The sequence below is a fragment of the Spirosoma fluviale genome (assembly GCF_900230225.1).
Classification (GTDB): domain Bacteria; phylum Bacteroidota; class Bacteroidia; order Cytophagales; family Spirosomataceae; genus Spirosoma; species Spirosoma fluviale.
On the sequence record NZ_OCNH01000003.1, the window covers coordinates 1,077,417 to 1,101,440 of the forward strand.

General features: G+C 48.4%; 26 protein-coding genes. 5 read left to right on the forward strand and 21 right to left on the reverse strand.

Features of this window, described 5'->3' with window-relative positions; all coding sequences use genetic code 11:
* Positions 1-2: 2 nt before the first annotated feature.
* Entirely contained in the window at positions 3-1,154 is a 1,152-nt protein-coding gene (locus tag CRO74_RS20460) for a sigma-54-dependent transcriptional regulator (protein ID WP_097128357.1), read from the reverse strand.
* A gap of 241 nt (positions 1,155-1,395) precedes the next feature.
* Here CRO74_RS20460 and CRO74_RS20465 point away from each other — a divergent pair, with 241 nt between their 5' ends.
* A complete protein-coding gene (locus CRO74_RS20465; RefSeq protein WP_097128714.1) occupies positions 1,396-2,343 on the forward strand; it encodes an alpha/beta hydrolase in 948 nt (315 codons plus the stop codon).
* Positions 2,344-2,372: 29 nt separating this feature from the next.
* On the opposite strand, the gene CRO74_RS20470 is transcribed toward CRO74_RS20465, so the two are convergent.
* From CRO74_RS20470 to sufB, 5 genes are all read right to left on the reverse strand, one after another.
* Positions 2,373-2,900: a DUF2911 domain-containing protein gene (locus CRO74_RS20470; RefSeq protein ID WP_097128358.1), complete on the reverse strand. Its 528-nt coding sequence runs from the start codon at positions 2,898-2,900 to the stop codon at positions 2,373-2,375.
* A gap of 189 nt (positions 2,901-3,089) precedes the next feature.
* Complete coding sequence (uvrB, locus tag CRO74_RS20475) at positions 3,090-5,111, reverse strand: excinuclease ABC subunit UvrB (RefSeq protein ID WP_097128360.1); 2,022 nt, start codon at positions 5,109-5,111, stop codon at positions 3,090-3,092.
* Positions 5,112-5,283: 172 nt separating this feature from the next.
* On the reverse strand, positions 5,284-6,096 hold the full coding sequence (locus CRO74_RS20480) for a peptidoglycan-binding protein (protein WP_097128362.1): 813 nt from the start codon (positions 6,094-6,096) through the stop codon (positions 5,284-5,286).
* Positions 6,097-6,177: 81 nt separating this feature from the next.
* A complete protein-coding gene (locus CRO74_RS20485; RefSeq protein ID WP_097128364.1) occupies positions 6,178-6,378 on the reverse strand; it encodes a DUF4177 domain-containing protein in 201 nt (66 codons plus the stop codon).
* Between the two features lie 73 nt (positions 6,379-6,451).
* Positions 6,452-7,945: a Fe-S cluster assembly protein SufB gene (gene sufB, locus CRO74_RS20490; protein WP_097128366.1), complete on the reverse strand. Its 1,494-nt coding sequence runs from the start codon at positions 7,943-7,945 to the stop codon at positions 6,452-6,454.
* 697 nt (positions 7,946-8,642) lie between these two features.
* Here sufB and CRO74_RS20495 point away from each other — a divergent pair.
* Positions 8,643-9,170, forward strand: coding sequence for a phage tail protein (locus tag CRO74_RS20495; protein ID WP_097128367.1), 528 nt, complete (start codon positions 8,643-8,645; stop codon positions 9,168-9,170).
* A gap of 280 nt (positions 9,171-9,450) precedes the next feature.
* Positions 9,451-10,869, forward strand: a complete 1,419-nt coding sequence (locus CRO74_RS20500; RefSeq protein WP_097128369.1) for a hypothetical protein — start codon at positions 9,451-9,453, stop codon at positions 10,867-10,869.
* Positions 10,870-11,164: 295 nt separating this feature from the next.
* On the opposite strand, the gene CRO74_RS20505 is transcribed toward CRO74_RS20500, so the two are convergent.
* From CRO74_RS20505 to CRO74_RS20520, 4 genes are all read right to left on the reverse strand, one after another.
* A complete protein-coding gene (locus tag CRO74_RS20505; protein WP_097128371.1) occupies positions 11,165-11,878 on the reverse strand; it encodes a hypothetical protein in 714 nt (237 codons plus the stop codon).
* Positions 11,879-11,948: 70 nt separating this feature from the next.
* On the reverse strand, positions 11,949-12,338 hold the full coding sequence (locus CRO74_RS20510) for a DoxX family protein (RefSeq protein ID WP_097128373.1): 390 nt from the start codon (positions 12,336-12,338) through the stop codon (positions 11,949-11,951).
* A complete protein-coding gene (locus tag CRO74_RS20515) occupies positions 12,328-12,585 on the reverse strand; it encodes a hypothetical protein (RefSeq protein WP_097128375.1) in 258 nt (85 codons plus the stop codon). Before CRO74_RS20515 ends, CRO74_RS20510 begins: the two co-directional genes overlap by 11 nt.
* 50 nt (positions 12,586-12,635) lie before the next feature.
* A complete protein-coding gene (locus CRO74_RS20520; RefSeq protein WP_097128377.1) occupies positions 12,636-12,887 on the reverse strand; it encodes a hypothetical protein in 252 nt (83 codons plus the stop codon).
* A 100-nt stretch (positions 12,888-12,987) separates the two neighbouring features.
* Here CRO74_RS20520 and CRO74_RS20525 point away from each other — a divergent pair, with 100 nt between their 5' ends.
* Complete coding sequence (locus CRO74_RS20525) at positions 12,988-13,782, forward strand: alpha/beta fold hydrolase (protein ID WP_097128379.1); 795 nt, start codon at positions 12,988-12,990, stop codon at positions 13,780-13,782.
* Here CRO74_RS20525 and CRO74_RS20530 read toward each other — a convergent pair whose 3' ends face one another.
* From CRO74_RS20530 to CRO74_RS20545, 4 genes are all read right to left on the reverse strand, one after another.
* The gene (locus CRO74_RS20530; RefSeq protein WP_097128381.1) at positions 13,783-14,721 is read right to left on the reverse strand and encodes a TIGR01777 family oxidoreductase; all 939 of its coding nucleotides are present in this window, start codon (positions 14,719-14,721) and stop codon (positions 13,783-13,785) included.
* On the reverse strand, positions 14,718-15,485 hold the full coding sequence (locus CRO74_RS20535) for a thiol-disulfide oxidoreductase DCC family protein (protein WP_097128383.1): 768 nt from the start codon (positions 15,483-15,485) through the stop codon (positions 14,718-14,720). The genes CRO74_RS20530 and CRO74_RS20535 overlap by 4 nt, the downstream gene beginning before the upstream one ends.
* Positions 15,486-15,538: 53 nt before the next feature.
* Positions 15,539-16,039 carry a GbsR/MarR family transcriptional regulator gene (locus CRO74_RS20540; protein ID WP_097128385.1) on the reverse strand — a complete coding sequence of 167 codons (501 nt, stop codon included), beginning with the start codon at positions 16,037-16,039 and terminating at the stop codon, positions 15,539-15,541.
* Positions 16,040-16,268: 229 nt separating this feature from the next.
* On the reverse strand, positions 16,269-16,937 hold the full coding sequence (locus CRO74_RS20545) for a peptidoglycan DD-metalloendopeptidase family protein (protein WP_097128715.1): 669 nt from the start codon (positions 16,935-16,937) through the stop codon (positions 16,269-16,271).
* A gap of 263 nt (positions 16,938-17,200) precedes the next feature.
* Between CRO74_RS20545 and CRO74_RS20550 the strand changes: the two genes are divergently transcribed.
* The gene (locus tag CRO74_RS20550; RefSeq protein WP_097128386.1) at positions 17,201-18,697 is read left to right on the forward strand and encodes a peptide MFS transporter; all 1,497 of its coding nucleotides are present in this window, start codon (positions 17,201-17,203) and stop codon (positions 18,695-18,697) included.
* Between the two features lie 366 nt (positions 18,698-19,063).
* Here CRO74_RS20550 and CRO74_RS20555 read toward each other — a convergent pair whose 3' ends face one another.
* From CRO74_RS20555 to CRO74_RS20585, 7 genes are all read right to left on the reverse strand, one after another.
* Positions 19,064-19,660, reverse strand: coding sequence for a YdeI/OmpD-associated family protein (locus tag CRO74_RS20555; protein ID WP_097128388.1), 597 nt, complete (start codon positions 19,658-19,660; stop codon positions 19,064-19,066).
* Positions 19,661-19,686: 26 nt separating this feature from the next.
* Entirely contained in the window at positions 19,687-20,124 is a 438-nt protein-coding gene (locus tag CRO74_RS20560; protein ID WP_097128390.1) for a VOC family protein, read from the reverse strand.
* A gap of 31 nt (positions 20,125-20,155) precedes the next feature.
* Complete coding sequence (locus CRO74_RS20565; protein ID WP_097128392.1) at positions 20,156-20,518, reverse strand: DUF2200 domain-containing protein; 363 nt, start codon at positions 20,516-20,518, stop codon at positions 20,156-20,158.
* 129 nt (positions 20,519-20,647) lie between these two features.
* Positions 20,648-20,983 carry a translation initiation factor gene (locus CRO74_RS20570; protein WP_097128394.1) on the reverse strand — a complete coding sequence of 112 codons (336 nt, stop codon included), beginning with the start codon at positions 20,981-20,983 and terminating at the stop codon, positions 20,648-20,650.
* A 98-nt stretch (positions 20,984-21,081) separates the two neighbouring features.
* Positions 21,082-21,864 (reverse strand): LytR/AlgR family response regulator transcription factor, encoded by a 783-nt coding sequence (locus CRO74_RS20575; RefSeq protein WP_097128395.1) that lies wholly within the window; start codon positions 21,862-21,864, stop codon positions 21,082-21,084.
* On the reverse strand, positions 21,864-23,354 hold the full coding sequence (locus CRO74_RS20580) for a histidine kinase (protein WP_097128397.1): 1,491 nt from the start codon (positions 23,352-23,354) through the stop codon (positions 21,864-21,866). Before CRO74_RS20580 ends, CRO74_RS20575 begins: the two co-directional genes overlap by 1 nt.
* On the reverse strand, positions 23,351-24,001 hold the full coding sequence (locus CRO74_RS20585; RefSeq protein ID WP_097128399.1) for a hypothetical protein: 651 nt from the start codon (positions 23,999-24,001) through the stop codon (positions 23,351-23,353). The genes CRO74_RS20580 and CRO74_RS20585 overlap by 4 nt, the downstream gene beginning before the upstream one ends.
* Between the last annotated feature and the right edge of the window lie 23 nt (positions 24,002-24,024).

Below are 24,024 nucleotides of genomic sequence, written 5' to 3' on the forward strand. Positions count from 1 at the left end.
GTTTACGCGTAGGCTTTTACATCATCGAGCATGATTTCGTCTCCGCACATGATGACCAGACGTTCAATGACGTTGCGCAGTTCGCGAACGTTACCCGTCCAGGGTAGTGACTGTAGATAATCCATGGCGTCGGGCGATAGCTCTTTGACCGGTGCGCCGTATTCGGTGGCTATGTCGTGCAGGAATTTATCCGCGAGGAGAGGAATATCTCCCCGTCGTTCGGTTAAAGGTGGAACGTGGATCATAATCACGCTCAAACGGTGGAACAAGTCTTCGCGGAAGTTTCCGTTTACAATTTCCTGCCGCAGGTCTTTGTTAGTAGCCGCAATAACCCGAACGTTAACCTTTATTTCTTTGTCGCCCCCAACGCGTGTGATTTTGCTTTCCTGAAGGGCCCGCAGCACTTTCGCCTGTGCAGATAGACTCATATCGCCAATCTCGTCGAGGAAAAGGGTTCCGCCGTCGGCTTGTTCAAACTTGCCTACGCGTTTGGCTGCTGCACCGGTGAATGCGCCCTTTTCGTGGCCAAAAAGTTCACTTTCAATGAGTTCGCTCGGAATAGCTGCGCAGTTTACTTCAACAAGTGGCTGATTGGCACGACTCCCTTTTTCGTGAATCTGTTTGGCAACCATCTCTTTGCCCGACCCATTGGCACCGGTTACCAGCACCCTCGCTTCGGTAGCCGCCACCCGATTGATTGTATCTTTTACTTTACGGATTGAGTCCGATTCTCCGACAATCTCGTTTAGTTTATAGATACGTTTCTTAAGCGTTTTGGTTTCCTGAACCAATTTGGATCGCTCAATGGCGTTACGAACGGTAATAAGAAGACGATTTAAATCGGGTGGTTTGGTGATGAAATCGAAGGCACCCCGTTTGGTGGCTTCGACTGCGTTTTCAACATTGCCGTATGCCGAAATCATAATGATCTGCGTACTTTTCTCAGCTTCGCTGACCTTCATAAGCAATTCAAGCCCATTCAGTTTGGGCATTCGAATATCGCACAGGGCTACATCGTAGCTTGTACGCATAATCATATCCAGACCTTCTTCGCCGTCTTTTGCTTCGTCAACATCGTAGCCTTCATACTCTAAAATATCGCGTAGAGCTGCCCGAATCGGTTTTTCGTCGTCCACGATAATCAGTTTGGCCATACAGGTGGGGTAAAATAAAAAGATTGGGTTAGTACAAGCCCCCAAAATAAAGAATTTTATATCGGTAAGCAGTATTGTGCGTAAGATGTATGCTGAATACCCTTTTTTTTAGCCTAAAAAGAGGTATTGCATACGTTTAGCACCCAGTCGAACGTACTTAAAAGACAATTTATAAGTCGATGAGCGAAGGCCCGTTATTTCCTGATAAATTTGACAACCACTTATGTACTCTATGCGTAAAATGTCTGTACGCTGTCTGCTTCTTTGCTTCTTTGCTTCCGCTCTGGCGCTAACGGCCCCCGCACAATCGCGCCGACGTGCCCAGCTTACAGCCCCTCAAACTAATGGCCCGGTGCCTGTTGTGGCGGCCCCACAAGCCAGACTATTGGAGAGTATGATCATGAACAGTTCATTAATGAACCAGGCGGTTAAGTTCTCTATTTATTTACCACCCGACTATTACGTCTCAAACCGGCGCTATCCGGTTGTGTACTTGCTACATGGTTATGGAGATAATGAAACCGGTTGGGTGCAGTTTGGTGAGGCCGACCGTATTGCCGATGAGGGCATTAAAGCCGGAGAGTTGCCGCCTATGATTATTGTGATGCCCAATGGGGGAGCCAGCTGGTTCGTGAATGACTACCAGAACAAGGTCCGCTACGAAGATATGTTTGTTCAGGAACTGATTCCGCATATCGACTCTATGTTTCGTACGCGCACCGAGCGTGAATTTAGGGGCATTTCGGGTCTATCGATGGGTGGATTTGGTTCGTTGACCCTCGCCATGCACCACCCCAATTTGTTTGGTTCCTGTGCTGCCCTGAGTGCAGGCATCCGTACCGATGAAGGGTTTGTGAATATCCCTGATGAACGCTACAATCTTGTTTTTGCGCCTGTATTTAGTGGGCCGGCCAAAGGCGAAGACCGGCTGACCATAGCCTGGAAACGAAATAGTCCTATCACACTGGCGAAGTCAGCTCCCGAAGGCGATTTGCTCAAAGTGCGCTGGTTTATCGACTGTGGTGACGATGATGCGCTGACCGTGGGCAATTCAATGCTACACCTGGCGCTGCTCGACCGTAAGGTTCCGCACGAGTACCGCGTTCGCGATGGGGCGCATACATGGACGTACTGGCGCACCGGCTTACCCGATGCGCTGAAGTTCATTGCCCAGAGTTTTCACCGGTAAGTGAACAGTGCCCTGTTTTGATAAAGGAGTTACCGTTTTTGAATCGGTATAATGGCTTCCGTTTCATCCCAGGCCAGTACCATGTCTGTGCCCGACGTTGACGGTCGGAAAGTAATATAAAACTGTTCGGCTTTGGGAGTGTGCTTTTGTGAGACGATCGGTACTCGCAACACATCCTTGGTTTGGTCGTAATTGGTACCCCATTGCCCCGTTTCGCTGTTGAAAATAGCAATCCAGCCGTTCTGCGATGGAATAGTCCAGAGTGAGTATTCGCCTTTGTCCAGGGGCTGGCCCGCTACGATAATATTCTGGTCGAAATCAACCACCGTTGCCTCGTTTGCCCCCGTACGCCACACTTCGCCGTAGGGAACCAGACCGCCAAATATCTTGCGCCCTTTTTTATAAGGCTGGCAATAGTCGACCTTGATTTTTAGCCCATTCTGGTCAATTTGCGCAATCGCTTCCGGACTACCGGATTTTGTCCAGCTACGAAGTGAAAAAAAGCCAACAAGTGCTATTACGGCAATAACACCAAGGATAATCAGAATGCGTTTCATGGGTATTCAGGGGTTTTGAGCTGACAGACCGCAAGGTATGAAGATTTTATAATTTGCAAATGATTGTAAAATACAATGAGGTGACACGGTCGAACCGCATCACCTCAAGGAGGGGCCTGGGATATCTCCCTGACCATTGAAAAGATACAAAATAGTATATTCTTTTATACGAGAATGGTAAACAAGCTTTTAAGCCGTCTCCTTCTTTAACTTATCCCGTAGTTGAAACAACTCGTCGCGTAAACGGGCGGCTTCCATAAAGTCGAGATCTTTAGCGGCCCGCTCCATTTTGGATTGGGTTTCCTGAATTACTTTCTCCAGATCACCTTTACCCATGTAGCGCACAACAGGATCGGCGGCAATGCGAATCTCTTCGGGTTCAACGTAGAAATGTTTCGGCTTGGAATCGGCCACTTTGGTCTGACCCATAATCGACTCCCGCGATTTAAATACTGTCATGGGCGTAATGCCATTGTCGGTGTTGTATTCCAGCTGAATAGCCCGACGGCGGTTGGTCTCGTCAATGGCTTTCTGCATGGAACCCGTAATCCGGTCGGCGTACATAATTACTTTGCCGTTCACATTCCGGGCCGCCCGGCCAATGGTCTGAATCAACGACCGGATATCGCGCAAGAAACCCTCCTTATCCGCATCCATAATCGCCACCAGCGAAACTTCCGGAAGGTCAAGACCCTCGCGGAGCAGGTTTACACCCACCAGTACATCAAAGTTGCCCAGTCGTAAATCGCGCAGAATCTCAACCCGATCCAGCGTTTTAACTTCGGAGTGGATATATCGGGTTTTGATACCTACGCGGTCCAAATACTTGGTCAGTTCCTCGGCCATGCGTTTGGTCAGGGTCGTAACCAGCACCCGCTCCCCATTTTTGATGCGGCCGTCGATGGCTTCGAGCAGATCATCAATCTGGTTTAGACTCGGACGTACTTCAATTTCGGGGTCGAGTAGACCCGTTGGCCGAATCAATTGTTCAACCACAACGCCTTCACTTTTGCGGAGTTCGTAGTCTGAGGGAGTAGCCGATACAAAAATAGACTGCCCCGTCAGGTCTTCAAATTCCTGAAATGTCAGCGGGCGGTTGTCCATCGCCGACGGAAGCCGGAAGCCGTAGTCCACAAGTGCTGTTTTCCGAGAGCGGTCGCCACCCCACATGGCTCTGATTTGCGGAATAGTCACGTGACTTTCATCCACAACCATCAGGAAGTCGTCCGGGAAGTAGTCAAGTAAGCAGAAAGGCCGCTGACCGGGCAAGCGTTTATCGAAATAGCGGGAGTAGTTCTCAATACCCGAACAGTAGCCCAGTTCGCGCATCATCTCAAGGTCAAATTCGGTCCGTTCCCGAATTCGGGTCGCTTCCATTTCGCGGAGTTCCGATTCGAAGTAGCGCACCTGAGCAACCATATCGTCCTGAATCTGATTAATGGCCCCATTGAGGGTATCGCGTCCGGTTACGAACAGATTGGCCGGGAAGATCGTAACCATGTTCTCCTCCGACAGTTTTTTGCCGGTGCTAGGGTCGATGCGCTGGATCGTTTCGATTTCGTCGCCGAAGAAGATAACGCGGTAGGCAAAATCGGCGTAGGCCACGTATAAATCTACCGTATCGCCTTTCACGCGGAAGTTACCACGCTGAAATTCGCCTTCGGTCCGGCTGTATAAAATACTGACCAACTGGTGCAGGAAGTTGTTGCGGCTCATCTGCTCGCCAACCCCGATGCGTACCACATTGCGTTTAAACTCTTCGGGGTTCCCCATGCCGTAAATGCAGGATACCGAAGCGATCACAATCACGTCGCGCCGACCGCTCATCAGCGCTGAGGTGGCTGCCAATCGTAGCTTATCAATTTCTTCATTGATTGCCAGGTCTTTTTCAATGTACGTATTGGTCGTAGCGATGTATGCTTCGGGTTGGTAGTAGTCGTAGTAGGAGATGAAGTACTCGACGGCGTTTTCTGGAAAAAACTGTTTGAACTCCCCGTAAAGCTGAGCAGCCAGCGTTTTGTTGTGGCTTAGTACGAGCGTTGGCCGGTTGGTTCGCGCAATGAGGTTAGCTACGGTGAATGTCTTGCCGCTACCCGTTACACCGAGTAGCACCTGAGCGGGTTCGCCCTCGTTTACACCCTTCACCAACTGCTCGATTGCCTTCGGCTGATCGCCGGTTGGTTGAAATTCAGACGTTAGTTTAAAGTTCATTAGTACCGTTTGGAATCTGGCTAATTTACGAAAATCCGGGCTCGATAACAAGGACGCTTTTATAATTTACCTATGTTATTCAGCCCCTTCGACTCATAACTACGAACACCAAAAAACCATGTATCGTTACCGTTTCCAAAGGCAGGAAAACTGCGTTCAGACAGAGTAAGTTTTATAAGCCGTCAATTGTAAAAACATCAAGGGTTGTTTTGCGGAAGTTGCGCACCCTGGAGAAAACGGCGGTTCCGTTGCTGCCCCCTTTGAGGTCGGTGTTTCCCTCGATTGTTTCGACCACATCGTCCGAAATGGCCGTAATGAGGCCCGTATGATACCAGTCGTCGGCCGGAGTGGAGGTACGGAGCAGAAAGACATCGCCGGGGCGAACACGCTGCGGGTTCTTTCGCACCGCTTCACTGCGAATAAGCCGTCCGGTTGCCTGGCCACTTAAAGCCAGCGTATCACAACTTAGGGTTCTTGGCATTATATCCGTGAACGGCCGACCGGCGCTGGAAGCGGCCTGGTCCAGAATAGACTGAACAAACCCTGCGCACCACTTAAACAGGGAGCCATCCAGCCCATCACAATAACTGCGAACCCAGGGACCTAGATTCTGACCATCAGCGCATTGTAATTCCGCCGAGCGTTGTTTCAGGTGCGTTTGTCCCAGTTGCACAATGGCCTTTCGAATGTCTTTACTTGCTGGTCTGGCCTGAAAGCCTGTTGCCAGCGGGGCGCTTAGCTTTGTGAATAAGTCGGGTGTAACAATTCCGGTTTTAGGTAGCTTAAGGACGGCCTGAAAATTCTGCACCGCCAGTTTCGTGGCCGGGCCAAACTCGCCATCGAGTGACGTGGTTAGGGCGGCAGTTGGGTATCGGAGCGCATTTAGGCAAAGCCACTCCTGAACCCGACGAACGTCAGGCCCGCTACTGCCTTTTTGCTGTGTAGTCGTAAAGTGTAATTCGTTCAGGTAGGCCGTTTTAAGCATGATCGTTTGTGGTTATGCAGCCAAAAGCCCACTCGATCTATTTTCTACGTATGATGGCTAATTTCATAAGTTACTTCTATATCAATTGGTTAACTCCCGCTTTAGCGTAACTAATAACCCTTTTGTCGCCCCCTGATGCTGGTTCAAGTCGACCATGGATGTTAATTCCCAACCCTCTCTACCCAGTTGGTTCAGTTTGTCCGTTAATTCCTGCGTATCGATTTTATTGCTCCAGAAACCTGCGGGGGCAACGTCTAAAACCAGATATTCGAATTTTTTCATGGGGTAATTTATTAAAAAAAGCCCCTACGTTTCCGGAGGGGCTTCAATATAGATAAAATAAGGATGTCGCGGGTTAACCAACGCTGCCTTCCAGACTGATGGCCAGCAGCTTTTGCGCTTCGACCGCAAACTCCATTGGGAGTTGGTTCAGCACTTCCTTGGCGTAGCCGTTAATGATCAGCGCAACGGCCTGTTCGGTAGGAATACCGCGCTGGTTGCAGTAGAACAACTGATCTTCACCAATTTTCGAGGTCGTTGCTTCGTGCTCAACAGTGGCCGATGGGTTGCTCACTTCCAGATAGGGGAAGGTATGGGCACCGCATTTGTCGCCCAGCAACAGCGAATCACATTGCGAATAGTTACGGGCATTTTCTGCGCGTTTCATCACCTGCACCAATCCCCGGTAAGAGTTCTGGCTCTTGCCCGCCGAAATACCTTTCGATACAATCCGGCTCTTGGTGTTTTTACCAATGTGGATCATCTTGGTACCCGTATCGGCCTGCTGCATGTTATTGGTAACGGCTACCGAATAAAACTCTCCGATGGAGTTATCGCCTTTCAGAATAACCGACGGATATTTCCAGGTGATGGCAGAACCGGTTTCTACCTGTGTCCAGGAGATTTTGGCATTCGGGCCATCGCAGATACCGCGCTTGGTTACGAAGTTATAAATACCGCCTTTACCGTCCTTATCGCCGGGATACCAGTTCTGTACCGTCGAATATTTGATTTCGGCGTTACCCATGGCAATTAGTTCGACCACGGCTGCGTGAAGCTGGTTCTCATCACGCATGGGGGCTGTACAACCTTCCAGGTAGCTCACATAGGAGCCTTCGTCGGCGATGATGAGCGTCCGTTCAAACTGGCCGGTACCAGCTGCGTTGATGCGGAAGTAAGTCGACAGTTCCATTGGGCAGCGAACGCCTTTGGGAATATAGCAGAACGAACCGTCGGTGAAAACGGCTGCATTCAGGGCGGCAAAGTAGTTGTCTTTGGCGGGTACTACGGAACCCATGTATTTCTTCACTAATTCGGGATGCTCATGAACAGCTTCCGAAATAGAGCAGAAGATGATGCCACGTTCGGCGAGGTCTTTCTTGAAGGTGGTGGCTACAGACACGGAGTCCATAACGGCATCGACGGCTACCCGCGGACGGTCGCCCGGAGCTGCGTCTAACCCGGAAGAATCAACGACACCGGCCAACCGCTTTTGTTCAACGAGTGAAATACCGAGCCGGTTGAAGGTATCCAACAGTTCAGGATCGATTTCGTCGAGCGAGTTAACCGTTTTTTTCTGCTTCGGGGCAGAGTAGTACTTAATAGCCTGATAGTCTATTTTGGGATAGAAAACATTGGGCCATTTTGGCTCGGTCATTTCCTGCCACATCCGGAATGCCTTCAGGCGATTCTCCAGCAGCCAGTCGGGTTCGTTCTTTTTGGCAGAGATGAAACGGATCGTGCTTTCATCAAGCCCCATAGGGGCCTCGTCGGCCTCAATCAGTGTCTCGAATCCGTACTTATATTCGGAGTTAGTTATGCTTTCTAAAATATCCGCGTCCTTGCTCATAGTCTCGGTTAATTGCGTGGTTTTTGCACCACGGCAACATATTTTTAACAATCTGCCAGGTGGGTACGTTCCGGGCAGGTTGTACAAATATCGGAAACTTTCGGCTATTTCCGGTAGTCAACTTGGATAGTCTATCTACTTGTATGTATAGGCGATTGAGGGTTTTCTAAGGTGCTGCGTGTATATCAAGTTGGTTAATTAGCCTTTGGGATAATCTGATCGTTTACCATTGATCGCCAACTTATTGAGTTTCATAGTAAAATGTACTTTTTTTTGATAGACTATTTTTGTTATAAGGTTTCCCTATGATGAATTTAAATATACTATTCTTAGTAATGGTGTATTTTATGGCTTTATAGGTACACTATAGTGATGTTGTTTATATAAATATGTAAAGCTATAGTAGTATTGATAGAGTAATTAATGTATAATTTATTAAAATCAGTTTCTTACATTGCATTAGTTCTCTTTCAACACTTTTTGCTACGTTGATGAATTTGCTTGCTATGGGGTACTCATGTATGCATGGTGAACCTTTAATGGCAAGCGACATTTTCATCAAAAGTGCCTGTTCGATTACGTTCTAGCTGTTGTTTAAAGTGTCTTTTTAGGTGGTTAAGTGAATTTTCAGCTTAATCTGAAAGGGGAAATGTGTATCTCTTTTATTCTCACTCATTCCTATTTTTCAACTTTCTTTATGGAACCTTACATTGGTCAAATTCAGGCGTTCGGATTCAATTTTGCCCCCAAAGGCTGGGCTTTCTGCAACGGGCAATTATTGCCCATTGCTCAATATCAAGCCCTTTTTTCACTTCTGGGTACTACGTATGGTGGTAATGGTACTACTACGTTCGCGTTACCTAACTTACAGGGACGTGCGCCCATTCATTTCGGTCAGGGGCCGGGCTTAAGCTTTTATGACATAGGCGAAATGATCGGGACAGAGAACGTTACGCTGTTGCAAAGCCAAATGCCTGCCCATAACCACACGTTGGGGGTATCAACTGAGCCAGGAAGCAGTAACTCACCTGCCGGGAAAGTATCAGCAGTAGTTATAGACGGTAGTGAATCCGCAGTCAATGCGTATGGGTCTTCCATCAACAGTACCGCCAGTGCACAGGCCATCGGAATGGCTGGTAACAATGCACCCGTTTCTGTTATGCAGCCTGTGATTGCTATAAATTACTGCATAGCCCTGGAAGGAATTTACCCCAGTCGTCCATAGGAATGCTTTTTCTCTGAACTATCTGTAGAGCGTTTGGCCTGAACTGGCAACACCTTACCACAAGACGTTGCCTAATTAGCCGATGTTATGTAGGTAGTTCAGGGATGATGACATCTAAGACACTTTCTTTTTATAAACTTACCGCTGAAATCAGCTTCTTATGAAACACCATTATCTATCACATCAACCCTCCCGTCTATCTCGTCTATTACGTACGCCAATAGGCAGTTGCTCAGCCAGAATCTGGCATACTGGCATCCTGGTATGGCTCCTATTGGCCATGGCACTGCCGGGACAGGCTCAGATTTATTATTTATTGAGTGACAACAATTCGGCAACCCGGACGGATGAATTAAGAAAGATTAATACTAATGGTACAGGGGATACACAGGTAGCTACCAACTTTGCCGATTTGCCCAAGTCTATCGTCCTTGACGATGCTAACGGGTTTGCTTATGTAACGGAAGCAAGATCAACGGTAACGCCTAAGATATTTAAGATTAATCTGGGATCTGGTGCCAGCACTACCCTCGTGTCCTCTACCAGCTTAGTAAGTGGTATAGCCCTTGACGCTACGCGTGATTACCTGTATTATCTTTTGTCAGATAACACTCCCTCAACCAGTGTCGATGAATTGCATCGAATTAAGCTGGATGGCACTAACGATGTATTGGTAGGTACGGGGTATGTGAATGCACCAGGGGCTATCTCTCTGGATGTACAAAGTAATCGCTTGTTTATATCTGATCTTCGGGCAACAGCCCCCAAAATCGTAGCCGTAAATTTGGAGGCTCCAGCATCGGCTACTACGATTGTTACCCTTACCGCCAATGAGCCTGCAACTGGTATTAGTGTGGATATTAAAGCCGGGAAACTCTATTATGCGGTCACCGACGGTTCATTTAGTACAAATACGGATGAGCTAAGGCGCATCAATCTGAACGGTACCGCTGATGAATCGGTGGCTACTGGTTTTGTGGATGTTCCGGGTGAATTGGCCGTTGATTTTCCCAATAGTCGTGTTCTGGTTGCCAATACTCGGAACAATCTCCCTAGAATTTACGCCGTCAATCGAACGAGCAAGACCGCCAGCCTGCTATTTACGCCGAGTCAGTTTACGCTGGCCGGAATCGCCGTAGCCAACGGTAATCCCTTGCCCGTTAGCCTGGTTTCCTTTACAGCCAAAGCAGAGGCCAATGCCACGGTGGCGCTTGACTGGGTAACTTCCTTCGAAACCAGCAATAAAGGCTTCCGGATTGAACGCAGCAAAGATCTACTCCGCTTTGAAACCGTGGGTGAAGTGAGCGAACTATCGTCGGAAAGTAAGGCCCTAAAAACCTATCATTTTGTCGATCAGACACCTTACCGGGGTACCAGTTATTACCGGCTAACGCAAACCGATCTGAATGGCAAAGCTACCACGTACCCGGCCGTGGCGGTGGTGCTCCGGGACGATGCCTATGGTGTATCCCCAAACCCGGTCATCAATGAGGGTCTGTTTACCCTTCGGCTGGATGAGCCGGAAACGGCGGCCATTCGTTTCAACAGGGTAGACGGCCGTGCGGTAGCCTTTCAGAAACAAGGGGTACAGTCGGGGAACTTACTAATTCGCGCTACGGAGAAGTTATCGGCGGGGGTGTATCTGCTCACAGTTGATGAACGGAGCCAGAGACGGCAGTACCGGATCGTCGTCGAATAGGCATAACCTTGTCAATCTGTTGATATCACTGCAATTACCACACAAATCTTATCGAACTCATGACGGCAAAGACGAGTAATAAAGGGCGCTTGGCACCCAAAAAAGTATATAAAACACCCCGACTTAAATCATTGGGAAATGTAAAGACATTGACCTTAAAAACGGGTTCATCTGTAGATGGATTTGGCACGTTTGGCTAATTAGTTGCCCGGATTGCGCTAAACCGATTACGACTTTACGCGAGAAGGCCGCTCTTCATTGAAGAGCGGCCTTCTCGCGTAAAGTACGCTATGACTTACTTCGTCGTTTTAGGCGTAACGCTGATCTTGCTGTAATACAGCGTTGTCAGTCCTTCAAAACCGGAATCTGTGCCCACAATCAGCCAGAGTTCGCCCTGGGCGTTTGTCCGCGTTTTGAACGGAGTAGTCTGATTGGAACGGGTGATAAGCTTATACACTTCGTCGGAATCGCCCGTGCCGATGTCGCCTATTCGGATGGCGTCTTTCCCATCGTTGTTCTGTTCTCCTTTGTCAATATTGATGGTATAAAAACCATCTTTTAAGACCTTGGTCGGCTCAACGGGTGAAGCACCTACTTTAAGGAAAACACTGCCTCCGGGCGAGCCGCCGATTCCAATAGAATTGCTTGGATACTGCGAAGCCAATTCGACGTCGAAGATCAGTGAATAGTCGGTGTTTGGCGTTAGGCCTGTCACTTTCTTTTTAATGAACATGAAGGCATCATCGCTGCGGTTCATGCTTTCGACCATGATCGACTTGCGGGTGGTATCCAGCGGAGCCGGGAGTCCTTTCCAGGCCGATTTGAACTCCATAATACTGTCCTGCGCCGTTCCATAGTCGGTAAGTCCCGCAACCCAGCCGTCTGCATCGCGTTGAAACGAAGACTGGTAGGGGAGGCCCGGTGTGGCCGGTACAGACTCGTCTGTGCATGCGGTGAATGTGAGTACGCTAGCCGTTAAAACGGACATTAATAACAACGTTGATTTCATTGAATAACTCGGTTTGTTTGATGTACAGACTCATCCGAATTCTTAACCGTTGTAAAGCTGACGTGAAAAACTAGCGAAAACGACCGCGACTGTAAGGGTCCAGCCCACGCAACCCAAGATAAAAGGCTATTACATAGATCATTTGGGTGCCAGCCGTAGCCCAGTCTTCTTTCAGGGTTGTACCTACTAAAAGAGCTGCAATGATGAGGCCACCAATGAAATACCCCCATCTGGTGAACTGACCACCCAGTAAAATGAGTATGCCTGTGGCCAGTTCGAGAAAGGGAAGCGTAAACAAAAAGAACCGGGTTAGTAGGACAGGCAAAATAGTGTTGGCAAAACCAACTTCAGTTTTTGCCACAAATGTGCCGAGCTTAGGCAAACGAACAAGGCCGTGCATGAGCATGTTAATACCCAGGCCGATGCGGATGACGAGTTGCGCCAATTGATTATTCGTCATCTTCCTCGTCTATAATACCATTTTCAACATCTTCCTCCGCCAGTAAGTCATCATTTATACCGATCGACTCGTCGTCCGAATCATTGACCTCCGCTTTTTCCGGCTCGGGGCCCTGATTGGTGACGGGGTTCATGTAATCTGCCTGGGCAACACCACCTCCGGATGCTTCGCCCTGCATCAATTTGGTCATAACACCCTGATTTTCGTCATCGGCAGGTGTATAATCTTTGTTCTCGTTACCGCTCATGTGGTTAGTATGTGAAGGTGAATGATTAAATTGACGATTATTTTTTATGATTAAACACTGCCTGAACGGGTTACGTGGCCACCCAGCGCATAGTTGTCATCCTGATGATGGTCATGCTCACCGGTGGGGTCACCTTCGGCATCAACGGGTTCGTCGAACAGATCGGTTTCTTCTTCATCCTGATGGTCGGCATCTATATCATCAGTGCGTTGATTTCGGAAGTTGTCGGGGTCGATACGGCCGATACGAGAACCAATTACCTCAGTGTCTTCGGCCAGATGGGTGTTTATCAGCGTTGCCATTGTCGTTGAGTGGTTTATTGTAATTTCCTATAACCCGGTAGATTGCCTAAAGGTTAGACTTATTTGACTACTAAGCCTATGCTGTAGCTATACATACTGTATGAAGTACTTTTTCTTAGTTGCCGGACTATTATTTTCCGGTCTTGTTCAGGCGCAGACGACCCGTGAACCTCTTTTTACATCGTTCGATGGCACCAAAATTCACTACGACATTCTCGGTACCGGCAAACCCGTTGTGTTACTTCACGGCTTTATTTCAACTAGCGAAAGCTGGAAGCGGGCCGAGGTTCGGCAGGCGCTGGCCGATGCCGGTTTCAAAGTAGTCATGCTCGATCTGCGGGGGAATGGCCTGTCCGACAAGCCACACACGGCCGAAGCCTACCGCGATAACGCCGAACTGAAGGACGTAATCGCGTTAATGCAGCACCTCGGTCTGAAAAACTACGATGTGGTGGGCTACTCGCGCGGGGCGATCCTGGCGGCTAAGTTGCTAACGATGGACAAGCAGGTACATAAAGCAGTGATGGGCGGCATCAGCGTCGATTTTTCAGATCCGAACTGGTACCGACGCAAAAACTTCCATGAAGCCCTGATTAAACCCGGCAGCCATCCTGAGTTACAGGCTGCTGTTGATTATGCCAAAAAATCGGGTGCAGATACAGTCGCACTGGCTCGCATGCAGGAGTTTCAGCCCGTTACGAGCCGCGCTGAATTAGGGAAAATCAACGTACCCGTACTGGTTGTCAACGGCGATAAGGATACCGACAACGGCGATCCGCAAACGCTGGTCGATGCCATTCCGGGCTCTCGGCTGGTCATGGTTCCCGGCGATCATGGCGGAGCGATGCGCACGCCTGAATTTGCCAAAGCGGTGGTGGCGTTTTTGACGAAGTAACTATTTGGTCGTTAGCGCATCAATGGCGTTTTCCGCGTTCGTGTAGTCAAACATGAAGCCCGCATCAAGTAAGCGTTTGGGAACTACGTTTCTACTTTTAAGGAGTAACTCTGTTTCTGTTCCCAATAATACAGCGCCCACTTCCAGCATCCATTCATTTGCCGGTAAACCGAACGGAATGGCGAGTGACTGCCGCAGCAACGCCATAAATTGATGATTACGAACGGGGTTAGGCGCCGACGCGTTAAGCGTACCGCTAACAGAGTTATTAGTGATTATAAAGTCGAAAATACGACCTAAGTCCCGTTCGTGAAGCCAACTTATGAACTGATTACCATCCCCCATTTTGCCACCTAGCCCGAAGCGAGTCAGGCGTTTTAATAAAGGGAAAGCGCCACCTTTCTGCCCAAGTACAATAGCCATGCGTAGTGCTACTTTACGAACTGTTTCGGGTGTTTCTGCTGTCCAGAATGCTTCTTCCCAACGTTTGCAAACCTGTACGGAAAACTCATGCTCCGGCAACCCATTATCTATATCGCCGGTTAATTCGTCCATCGGTCTATCTGGAGCGTGTCGGTAAATAGTGGCTGAGGCAGCGTTGATCCATAAACGAGGGGGCTTTGGCAACTGACGAATAGCTGTACCCAATATAGTTGTGGGACTTATGCGCGAACGCAAAATGAGCGCCTTATTGGAAGCTGTGTAGCGGCAGTCTACCGATTTTCCTGCCAGGTTGATAAGTACATCGGCATTGTTGAGCTCCTGGACCCATGCGCCCAGAGTTTCACCATCCCACACTACATATCGAACTTGGTCGTGGTCTGCGTAGGGTTTTCTGGTAAGAACGACAATGTCAACTGCTGCATGCTGCCAGTGATCAATTAGTAACTGACCAACAAAACCACTGCCTCCGGCCAGTATAACTTTAAGCGTCTTCATTGTGGTAAGATTAACAGAAATACGAAAATCGTAAAGCACACACTCAGCCACGGATTCAGGCCAAGCCGGTAGGTGCGGATGTAGTGTTGACCGATCATGAGGGCGTAGCCCGTATAGACCAGTGCTGTCCAGCCAATGCTTACGCCAACGGCAATCACAAGGCCACCCAGCAGCAGGCTCATACCAAAATGGCCGATATAATCCAGCATCATTTGGCCGAAATCGTCGGGCCGCTGACGAAGTAGATACAGGCAGGTAATGGTTAACTGACCCAGTATTAATGCTATTGCCGCTGGGGGCCAGATTGAAGAATGGATACCAGAGAAAAGAAGGCCAACCAATCCCGAAACGACAGCGATGAAAGCCAGTCGGTAACCAGCATGAAAATCGGGCTGAAGGTCCATGAGATTCCAGCGACCGGGTGCTGATGTAATGATAATGCGTCGGTTATAGGAGATGAAGGCATATAGCGTTTGGAGAATCGCCTTGAACCAACCTACCGACAAGATATCTTCTAACTGCTTATTGCGCTGGCCAGCGGCATATATCCAGGTGTCGACGCCATACAGTGTTTCGCCCCCTTCAAGATCAACGAGTGGTATTTCGTGCCTTACCCGTTTTGGATCAAGCCTTGCAATCAGGTCCTGCGTCAATTGACCGCTACTCGTTCGCGTTAAGCAACCGCTATGGTCGCTGGCTACCATTCCCCTTGTATAGAGATTACACATGGGGCAGCTTTCATCATAAATAATGAGCTTTTTCATGGTTGTGTATTTTGAATTTTCAGAAATAATTGAAACTATAAACTAAAAAAAAGTCAACGGAATACTTTCAGGAACTGGCCCATCAACCAGTTTTCTTCGGCTTTGATAACGGCGTTGAGCGTATTATCGGCAAAGCTAACGACGTTGCTCAGGCCGGCCATGACGCGCTGAAATTCAATAGATTCGGGTGTATCGGTCGGAATAGCTTTCAGCTCGTCCAGCACTTCCACCACAGGAGTGATCTCCCGCCGACGGCGTTCCTTAGCTACCTGACGGGCTACCTTCCAAATGTCTTTTTCGGCAATGAAAAACTCCCGACGCTCACCGGGTTTGAGTTGTTTATAAATGAGCCCCCAATCCATCAGATCACGGAGATTCATACTGGCATTACCCCGCGAGATTTGAAGCTGTTCCATCACATCCTCCGTCGACATCGCTTCGGGCGAGATCAGGAGTACCGCATGCAGTTGAGCCATCGAGCGATTGATTCCCCACTGGGTGGCCAGCGTCCCCCAGGTATGAATAAACTTGTCTTTGGCTTCCTCGAATGTCATGGCTCAAATGTAGATGATTATTTTTGTAGTTTCAAAATAAATTGAAAGTTTATTTTTGTATACGCCTGCTTTTTAATGTTGTCTGTATGGAAGCTTAGTTGCTACTTTAATTAGGACTAGTGCTCCAACGATACGTTCGGGCCAAGCAGGAGCTTGGCCCTATATAATTTTTTTTTATTTGTACGGCCAAGCTGGAGCTTGGCCCAGACATGTCAATCCATTTAAAAAATCACGGCAAGCCCGCTATGTTCAGCAACTGGTTTGGGTTCGGGCAAATTGACAAAAACTTGGCCCGGTCGGCAACGGAGCAGACGCCGGGGAAATCCCCTTTCAGCCCGAGCATGTCGGTCATGAGTTGAAAATGCAGGTGAGGTGGCCAGTCGCCGTTTTCGGGATACGGGCCAATCTCACCCAGTTTCTCACCGGCTTTAAATGCCTTGCCTTTATACAAATCGGCCAGGGATGATCGGGTAAGGTGGCCGTAAAGGGAGTAGCGTGGCTTTCCAGCCGCGTTAGCTGTATGTTCCAGAATAATGGTCGGGCCGTAATCGCCAAAGTTGTTGTTGTCCTGAAAACTGTGAACGATACCGTCCATTGGTGCAAAAACGGGGGTTCCGGCTTCGGCCCAGAAGTCAATGCCCAGATGAATCTCACGGGGCTCTTCGGTCGCGGAAAAGTGTTCACTCCGGCGGTAAATGACCCGGTGTTCGTTGTAGCCGCCCACGCCAATTTTAACGCCAGCCGCCTGCATTTTACCGAACACATAGTCAGAAAAAGCCGACGTATTGGTTAAGTCCAGACCGTTAGGCCGATTGGGATCAGAAAGCAGGTCCGGGTTGGTCGCGGAAAAATCAAGAACAAGATAGGGCTCTTTCTGGAAATCGAAGGGAAGTAGCATGGGCAAATAAATCAAGAAGCAGGCAAATTATTACTCAACTTTAAACATAAGGAACTTTGCCCGGAATGCGTCATGAACTTACTGAAACAACAAAAGACACTGATTGATGATTAGCGCACGTTTACAGAAAAGGAGCAGCCGCTCCATCTTTGGCAGTCTCGACTATCGAAGATATATTTACAGCTAATTTTTTTCTTAATAATCGCAATTTATAATTGCGAACGATCATATTCTTCGGCAAACTGACTGCTTAACCTAATTTTATGGAAGTTACTCTTGATAAGACCGTTATCCAAAAAGGCCATCCAACCGGCCTTTACGTCCTGTTTTTCACCGAGATGTGGGAGCGGTTTAGTTACTACGGTATGCGGGCTATCCTGTTGCTCTTTCTGATCGACAACATTCGGGGCGGCATGGGCCTCAACGAATCGGAAGGGGCTGCTATTTATGGAATTTACACCGCATCCGTTTACCTGCTTTCGTTACCCGGCGGCTGGATCGCCGATAATATTATTGGGCAGCGTAAGTCCATCTGGTACGGCGGACTGATCATTATGCTTGGCCACATCATTCTGGCGATTCCTTCGGGTACGGGCCTGTTTTACGCGGGCCTGTGTGTCGTAGCACTGGGTACGGGTTTGCTCAAACCCAACATTAGTACCATCGTTGGGGAGTTGTATCCGGAAGGTGGGGCTCGTAAGGATGCTGCTTTTTCGATTTTCTATATGGGTATCAACCTAGGGTCGTTTCTTGGTATTACGATTGTTGGGTATCTGGGTCAGAAAGTGGGCTGGCATTATGGGTTTGGAGCCGCTGCCGTTGGTATGGGGCTGGGCATGGTTACGTTCCGGTTACTGGGGCAGAAATACCTTGGCCAGTATGGCAATGAGCCGAAGAAAGCCGATCCGTCGGAGGTGAAATCGTCGAACGGAAACAAGTCTATATTGGGCTTCCTTGCGTTTTTGGTGCTGGTACTGGCTACGCTTCAATTGACCCATGTCATCGACCTGACAACGGCCCAAGGCCTGGCAAAGGGCATGGGGGCCATTATCTCGCTGGTTGCCATAAGCTATTTTCTTTATATCCTCTTAGCGGGTGGGCTCGATCTTGTCGAGAAGAAGCGCGTGGCCGTTCTGTTCGTTTTCTTCCTGGCGGGCGCGTTGTTCTGGGCGGGTTTTGAGCAGCAGGGGTCATCTTTACAAATCTTTGCGGACCGGTACACCGACCTTAATTTCCTGGGCTGGCATTTGCCGTCGAGCTGGTTCCAGAATTTCAACCCTGCCTTTATTCTTATTTTTTCGCCCATTCTGGCAAGTCTCTGGATACTACTAGCCAATCGGAATATCAGCTTGCCAACGCCCGCCAAATTAGCTATTGGCCTGATTTTGCTGGGTTTGGGATATTTGGTGATGGTGGTCGCTTCACGCATTGCCCTGACAGGTGAGCTTACTTCGCCCATTTTTCTAACCTTCACCTATCTGTTCCATACCCTTGGCGAGCTTTGCCTAAGCCCGGTAGCCTTAAGTGCGTTTTCGAAGTTATCACCTAAGCGGTATGCCAGCCAGTTGATGGGCATCTGGTTTGTGGCTACCTCGCTGGGTAACCTGATTGCGGGCCTGTTTGCGGGTGGTTTCGATGAGGAGAACGTACAGAATATGCCTTCGCTGTTTCAAAGCGTGGCGTACCCAAGTTTGGCTTTTGGCTTGTTACTGCTACTCTTCTCCAAACCGTTGAAAAAATGGATGGGGGGCGTAGTGTAAAGGATTTATAATGTAGGATATATGGTGTATGATGTAGGAGGCCGTTTGGTACTATGTCATACACTTTTTTTTGCGGGTTTATTATCGTGCTGTACTGTATTATACCGTGTTGTCAGTTCCTAACAACTCTGAACCTGTTTAAACTTTCATGAATTCTTGAATAACGAGTACTTTTTGTCATCCCGATGCAGGAGGGATCTTCGGTAGGAGCAAAAAAATAGTCCTCCTAGCGAAGATCTCTCCTACGTCGGGATGACAAAATCAGCATCGAAATAAAAGATTAAACAGGTTCTTACAATGCTATACAACACAATAAGCTTAACCTAATGGCTTTGCTGGTATTATAGAACGTCCTGTGTTGAAAGCTTAATCATTCAATCCCTTTCCAGTTAAAATATCCTGCATGTATTTTTCAACTCTTGCCTCCCGCGTTTTGGCTTGTTTGGGGGCAGAAAAATGTAGAAGATACGCTCGTTGTCGCCCCGGTGTTAATGACTCAAAAGCAATTTTTAAGGCAGGGGATTCGTCTAATTTAATTTGAAATTCGTCTGGAATTTTAAACTCCGTTGTTTTCTTTAATTCAACCTTCAAACCGACTCTTTCTACTTCAATGGCTTCAAAAATGTAGGCCTTCAGAATAGATTTCAGTTCAACTATTTCCTGGAGGTTAGTGAACCGGATCTGACGGGTTGCCTGCACATTTTCCGTTTGTTGGATTAAAATACCGTTTGCATCGTTCAGCAAAGCACCTTTATGGAAAAGAAGTGCACAGTATTCTTTAAACCCATGAATTAATACAACATTGCTATTCTGCCTGCCTGCGGTGGCTGGAAACGTGTAACAGGGAACACCCCACTTCAACTCTTCGGTCAGGCCGCAATCAAGAACGAGCGTTCTCAATACACCAAATTCTTTCTGCCATTTTGTGGCTTTATTGAAATAAAAATCAACCTTAGGATTCATGTTGGTATTGGTAGGGTGTTCTTCGTTTATGGTTTTCCGTTATATTTTGGGTCAAAATCCACCATCCACTCAATACCAAATTTATCTCTAAACATGCCAAAATAAGAACCCCAGGGACTGTCGCTAATAGGCATTTCAACAGCTCCACCTGCTGAAAGTTCGCCGAATAAGTTGTCAGCTTCTTCACGGCTTTCAGCGCTGATTGATATCTTAGACCTATTCTCATTTTCATCTACTCGTCCCATACTTTCGGGAATGTCATTGCCCATCAAGATATTTTGGCCAATTGGCAAAGCAATGTGCATGATCTTGTTTGCTTCATTTTCTGCTACCAGAAAGTCAGGGCCTGATAGATCTTTGAAGCGCATAATCATTGCGAACTCTCCACCAAATACTGATTTGTAAAAAGTAAATGCTTCTTCAGCATTTCCGTTGAAGTTGATGTGCGGATTGATAAGTGCCATATAGTTTTTGTTGGTTAATTTATTGAATTGTTTATTTTCTTAAAATTTTAGTCAAAGCCTTTCCTTTGGCTAATTCATCAACGAGCTTGTCCAAATATCTTACTTGTTGTGTTAGTGGATTATCGATTTCTTCCACACGATAGCCACATATTACACCCGTAATGAGATGAGCATTAGGGTTTACTTTAGCATGCTGAAAGAATTTTTCAAAAGTCACCTTTTCATCAATGTGAAATTGAAGAGTTTTGTCATCATAACCAGTTAACCATTCAATTACCTGATGCAATTCTTCTTTCGATCTATTTTTTCGCTCAACTTTCGCAAGATAAAGCGGATATACCGATGAGAACGTCATTTTTGCAAATCGCTCATCGTGATGAGTTGTAGTTTTCATTTTCTGTCTTCTAACCGGGAGTAAAAGGGTTGTATCCTGAATGAAGGACTGCCAACGTATAACTTAATACAAGATACTGTACAATACCAAAGAGAAATACATCCTACATCCTATATCATACACTCCTCTCTACCCGCCTGCTTTTTTGGCTTTATAGCCCTTACCTGTCAGCCATGCCAGTACTTTGTCGCGGTGGTCGCCCTGGATCAGGATTTCGTTGTCTTTGGTTGAGCCGCCTGCCCCACAGGCTGATTTTAGCTGTTTGCCCAAATCAGCCAGATCGGCCTCGGTGCCGATGAACTCACGAACGGTCGTTACCACTTTGTTGCCGCCCATTTTAACGAGCCAGATTTTAAGGTTCTGTTGGGCGGGTGGCAGGGTTTCCGCTTCGGGTTGCTCATCGGACTGGTATTGAAAGTCGGGGTCTGTCGAATACAGGATGCCGGTTCGGTTTTTCTTACTCATACGCGTATTGTTTACCAGCAAAAATAACCCCTTTCGCCAATGGAGACACTATTCGTTGCGGCCCTGTTTGACTAATAACGCATTAACCAGTAACTAAACTACAGCTCCAGCAATTGCCGAACGGTATCGGTGTAGGTGCTGCCGGAGGTGAGCTTGGTGCCTTTTTTGTCGCTCATGGCCAGCAGGAATTTGCCGTCGAAGTGGCGGTGAACTTCAGAAATCTTATGCCGGTTCACCATCACCGAGCGACTGATGCGGACAAAAATGTCGGGTAATTTCTCGTTGAGGGTCGTTAGGGTGTAGGTCGTCAGGAATTTCTGGCCGTCGATGGTGGACAGAAACACGTATTTGTCTTCTGCTTCAAAGTAGGCGATGTCGGAGAGGGGGATTAGCTTGATTTTTTCGCCGGTTTTTACCGAAATGGAATAGATTTCCTTCTTCGGCTGCATCTGCGCCAGTAGCCGCATCACGCTCTCCGACATGGGGTTACTGGCCGGTTGGCCCCCCTCCGTGCGCTCCACCAGGGCTCTGATTTTGTTGATCGTTCGCGCCAGTCGTTCGGCTTCGATGGGTTTCAGCAGGTAATCAATCGAATTTTCTTCAAAAGCCCGGATGGCATACTGATCGAATGCGGTGGCAAATACGACCATCGGCATGGTTGTCAGGCGCGACAACATTTCGAAGCCATTCAGTAACGGCATTTCGATGTCCAGAAAAATCAAATCGGGTTGCAGGCTTTCGATAAGCGTCAGCCCCTCGGCTCCGTTCCCGGCTTCGCCAATGATCGCAATGCTGTCGCGGTGTTTGTCCAGTAGCCTGCGCAGGCGGCTCACCGCCAGCGACTCGTCGTCGATCAGTATCGTTTTTAATGGAAAAGTCATCACGGGTTGGGGGGAGTATCGGGTGTGGTGGCTGCCTGGCCACTCTTGATTTTAGACAGTTGAATCGAGACAAGTACCTGCTTCAATGGCCAGTTTTGAAGTTCAACGCGGGCATCGTCGCCGTACAGCAGTTTGAGTTTATCCTGAATGCTCCGTAAACCATATCCGCCACTCATATCGTCGGGGAAAGCCGGACCATTGTCGTGTACGCACAGGTGCAACTCATCGTTTTTTTCATAAATTCGAACATCAATCCGACCCAGATCGGCGCGTTTGGCAATGCCGTGTTTGATCGCATTTTCGACAATGGGCTGTAGCAGAAACTGCGGTAATTGTAGTTCGTTGAGTGCCGGATTGCTGATTTCTACGCTGAAGGTAAGCCGGTTTCCAAACCGCACCTGTTCCACTTTCAGGTAGGTTTGGACCATCTCCAGCTCGTCGGCGAGGGAGGCAAACAACTCGCCATCGCGCCCGGTCGAATACCGGAAGAGTTTAGAGAGAAGGAGAGTCATTTCTTCCGCCTTATCGGGGTTTTCGTGCACCAGACTGGCAATGCTGTTGAGGGCATTATAGAGGAAATGCGGGTTGATTTTGGCTTGCAGGGCGTCCAGTTCCGCACGGGTTTTCAGCTTCTCCATGTTCAGGAGCTGAAGTTCCTGATCGGAGAGTTTTCGGGTCAACTGCCGCCCCTGTTGCAGCACATACAGCAAAACATTGGCAACGAACAGATCGCCCATGACATAAATAAACCAGTTCGCTGTTGGCTCAATGCCATTGGGCCGTTTCTGTAATTCGCGGATGTAGGGCTCACCAAATGCCATAAACAGGATGGTATTAATAGCAAAAAAGCTGAGCAGTATTAGCAGGCTAATGACCAGATGACGTTGCCAGGCAAACTTGAATTGTTTGGTGAGCCAGCCCAACAGTGCCCATGTCAGCAGGAAGCAGACAGCCCCATCGGTCATATTCTGCATAATAAGAAACTGATACAGGCCCACCATAATGGGGTCCTTTGCTGTCAGAATCAGATTCGAGAAATAGATAATGGCATTACAGCCGTACACCAGCAAGGCACCCAGAAAAGCACCAATGAAGACGCCCCAGCCGGGTTTTTGCAGGAGATTGGTGAGCGTGATGGGTTCCTGGCTGGTCATGGCATCGTCTGGCCGATACCTGCTGCGACCCGAAAAGTTAAACGAAGCCCCTTCCACATTGGCCCCGCTTAAATCCACATTCTCCAGAGAACTGAAATTGAAGTTTGCCTCGTACAGATCGGCATTGGCAAAATTGGCTCCGTTCAGGTTGGCAAAGCTCAGATTGGCTTTTCGTAAGATAGCCCCCCGGAAATTCGCTTTCCCAAGGTTAGAAAAACTTAAGTCGGCCCCCGTCAAATCGAGACCGCTAAAGTCGAAGGCAGCCAAATCAGTACCCCGCAACTGGATGCGTTTACCATTTTTGCCAATTGTACCGATGAGTTGCTCGCGGGTCATTTACATTTTACCATTAAGGGTTCGATCTGCTTCTGCCCCCAGATGGGCGACAGGTCGCTGGCTGGTTTAAAAGTAGCGAATTTTTCCACCGCCTGTTTCAGTACCGGGCAGGCAGTGGTGGGGCCACCGCCAAACTGGTCGGGTGTGTACATTAACGAAGACCCTTCGAGTGCGTAGGGGCGCGGATTATTTGCGTTCAGACTCTTCGCTTTATCAATGCCCGCCTGAAATAAGGGTCCGTATTGCTGCCAGCGGTTCATGGGGTCAACCACCATCCGGGCCTGCGCGATGTACGCTTTCAGAACGGCCAGTTCGTCGTTGTCCGGCGAAATACCCTCGGCGGCTTTGAGGTTCACATCGGCCTGATCGAGGTACTTGTCTTTGGCCGCTTCGTCTTTACCCATAAACCCCAGATAAACGTAGTTGAGACCTGCGTAATAGCGGGGAAGCCACTGGTTGGGTTCGGCGCTGGCAATGCGCTCAAACTGGTTGGCCGAGGCCAGCATATCGGCAATGGTCGATTGCTCGTTTCGGGTCTGCATGGTGGCAATGGCCTGTTTCATGGCCTGTTTGTACTGGTCAGACTGCGCCAGGGCGGGGACTTTTGCCAGCACAACGACGAGAAGGAGAAAAAGGGTTGTTTTCATTTTTGTCTGGGCCAAGCTCCGGC

Bases quoted from the DNA above. Each gene is read 5' to 3' on its own strand.
- CRO74_RS20505 (WP_097128371.1), bottom strand. From the start codon at position 11,878: ATGAAATCAACGTTGTTATTAATGTCCGTTTTAACGGCTAGCGTACTC.
- CRO74_RS20570 (WP_097128394.1), bottom strand. From the start codon at position 20,983: ATGAGTAAGAAAAACCGAACCGGCATCCTGTATTCGACAGACCCCGAC.
- sufB (WP_097128366.1), bottom strand. From the start codon at position 7,945: ATGAGCAAGGACGCGGATATTTTAGAAAGCATAACTAACTCCGAATAT.
- CRO74_RS20500 (WP_097128369.1), top strand. From the start codon at position 9,451: ATGGCACTGCCGGGACAGGCTCAGATTTATTATTTATTGAGTGACAAC.
- CRO74_RS20550 (WP_097128386.1), top strand. From the start codon at position 17,201: ATGGAAGTTACTCTTGATAAGACCGTTATCCAAAAAGGCCATCCAACC.
- CRO74_RS20555 (WP_097128388.1), bottom strand. From the start codon at position 19,660: ATGAATCCTAAGGTTGATTTTTATTTCAATAAAGCCACAAAATGGCAG.
- CRO74_RS20560 (WP_097128390.1), bottom strand. From the start codon at position 20,124: ATGGCACTTATCAATCCGCACATCAACTTCAACGGAAATGCTGAAGAA.
- CRO74_RS20580 (WP_097128397.1), bottom strand. From the start codon at position 23,354: ATGACCCGCGAGCAACTCATCGGTACAATTGGCAAAAATGGTAAACGC.
- CRO74_RS20575 (WP_097128395.1), bottom strand. From the start codon at position 21,864: ATGACTTTTCCATTAAAAACGATACTGATCGACGACGAGTCGCTGGCG.
- CRO74_RS20525 (WP_097128379.1), top strand. From the start codon at position 12,988: ATGAAGTACTTTTTCTTAGTTGCCGGACTATTATTTTCCGGTCTTGTT.
- CRO74_RS20530 (WP_097128381.1), bottom strand. From the start codon at position 14,721: ATGAAGACGCTTAAAGTTATACTGGCCGGAGGCAGTGGTTTTGTTGGT.
- CRO74_RS20470 (WP_097128358.1), bottom strand. From the start codon at position 2,900: ATGAAACGCATTCTGATTATCCTTGGTGTTATTGCCGTAATAGCACTT.
- CRO74_RS20585 (WP_097128399.1), bottom strand. From the start codon at position 24,001: ATGAAAACAACCCTTTTTCTCCTTCTCGTCGTTGTGCTGGCAAAAGTC.
- CRO74_RS20460 (WP_097128357.1), bottom strand. From the start codon at position 1,154: ATGGCCAAACTGATTATCGTGGACGACGAAAAACCGATTCGGGCAGCT.
- CRO74_RS20545 (WP_097128715.1), bottom strand. From the start codon at position 16,937: ATGCTACTTCCCTTCGATTTCCAGAAAGAGCCCTATCTTGTTCTTGAT.
- CRO74_RS20510 (WP_097128373.1), bottom strand. From the start codon at position 12,338: ATGACGAATAATCAATTGGCGCAACTCGTCATCCGCATCGGCCTGGGT.
- CRO74_RS20485 (WP_097128364.1), bottom strand. From the start codon at position 6,378: ATGAAAAAATTCGAATATCTGGTTTTAGACGTTGCCCCCGCAGGTTTC.
- CRO74_RS20565 (WP_097128392.1), bottom strand. From the start codon at position 20,518: ATGAAAACTACAACTCATCACGATGAGCGATTTGCAAAAATGACGTTC.
- CRO74_RS20465 (WP_097128714.1), top strand. From the start codon at position 1,396: ATGTCTGTACGCTGTCTGCTTCTTTGCTTCTTTGCTTCCGCTCTGGCG.
- CRO74_RS20495 (WP_097128367.1), top strand. From the start codon at position 8,643: ATGGAACCTTACATTGGTCAAATTCAGGCGTTCGGATTCAATTTTGCC.
- CRO74_RS20520 (WP_097128377.1), bottom strand. From the start codon at position 12,887: ATGGCAACGCTGATAAACACCCATCTGGCCGAAGACACTGAGGTAATT.
- CRO74_RS20535 (WP_097128383.1), bottom strand. From the start codon at position 15,485: ATGAAAAAGCTCATTATTTATGATGAAAGCTGCCCCATGTGTAATCTC.
- CRO74_RS20515 (WP_097128375.1), bottom strand. From the start codon at position 12,585: ATGAGCGGTAACGAGAACAAAGATTATACACCTGCCGATGACGAAAAT.
- CRO74_RS20540 (WP_097128385.1), bottom strand. From the start codon at position 16,039: ATGACATTCGAGGAAGCCAAAGACAAGTTTATTCATACCTGGGGGACG.
- uvrB (WP_097128360.1), bottom strand. From the start codon at position 5,111: ATGAACTTTAAACTAACGTCTGAATTTCAACCAACCGGCGATCAGCCG.
- CRO74_RS20480 (WP_097128362.1), bottom strand. From the start codon at position 6,096: ATGCTTAAAACGGCCTACCTGAACGAATTACACTTTACGACTACACAG.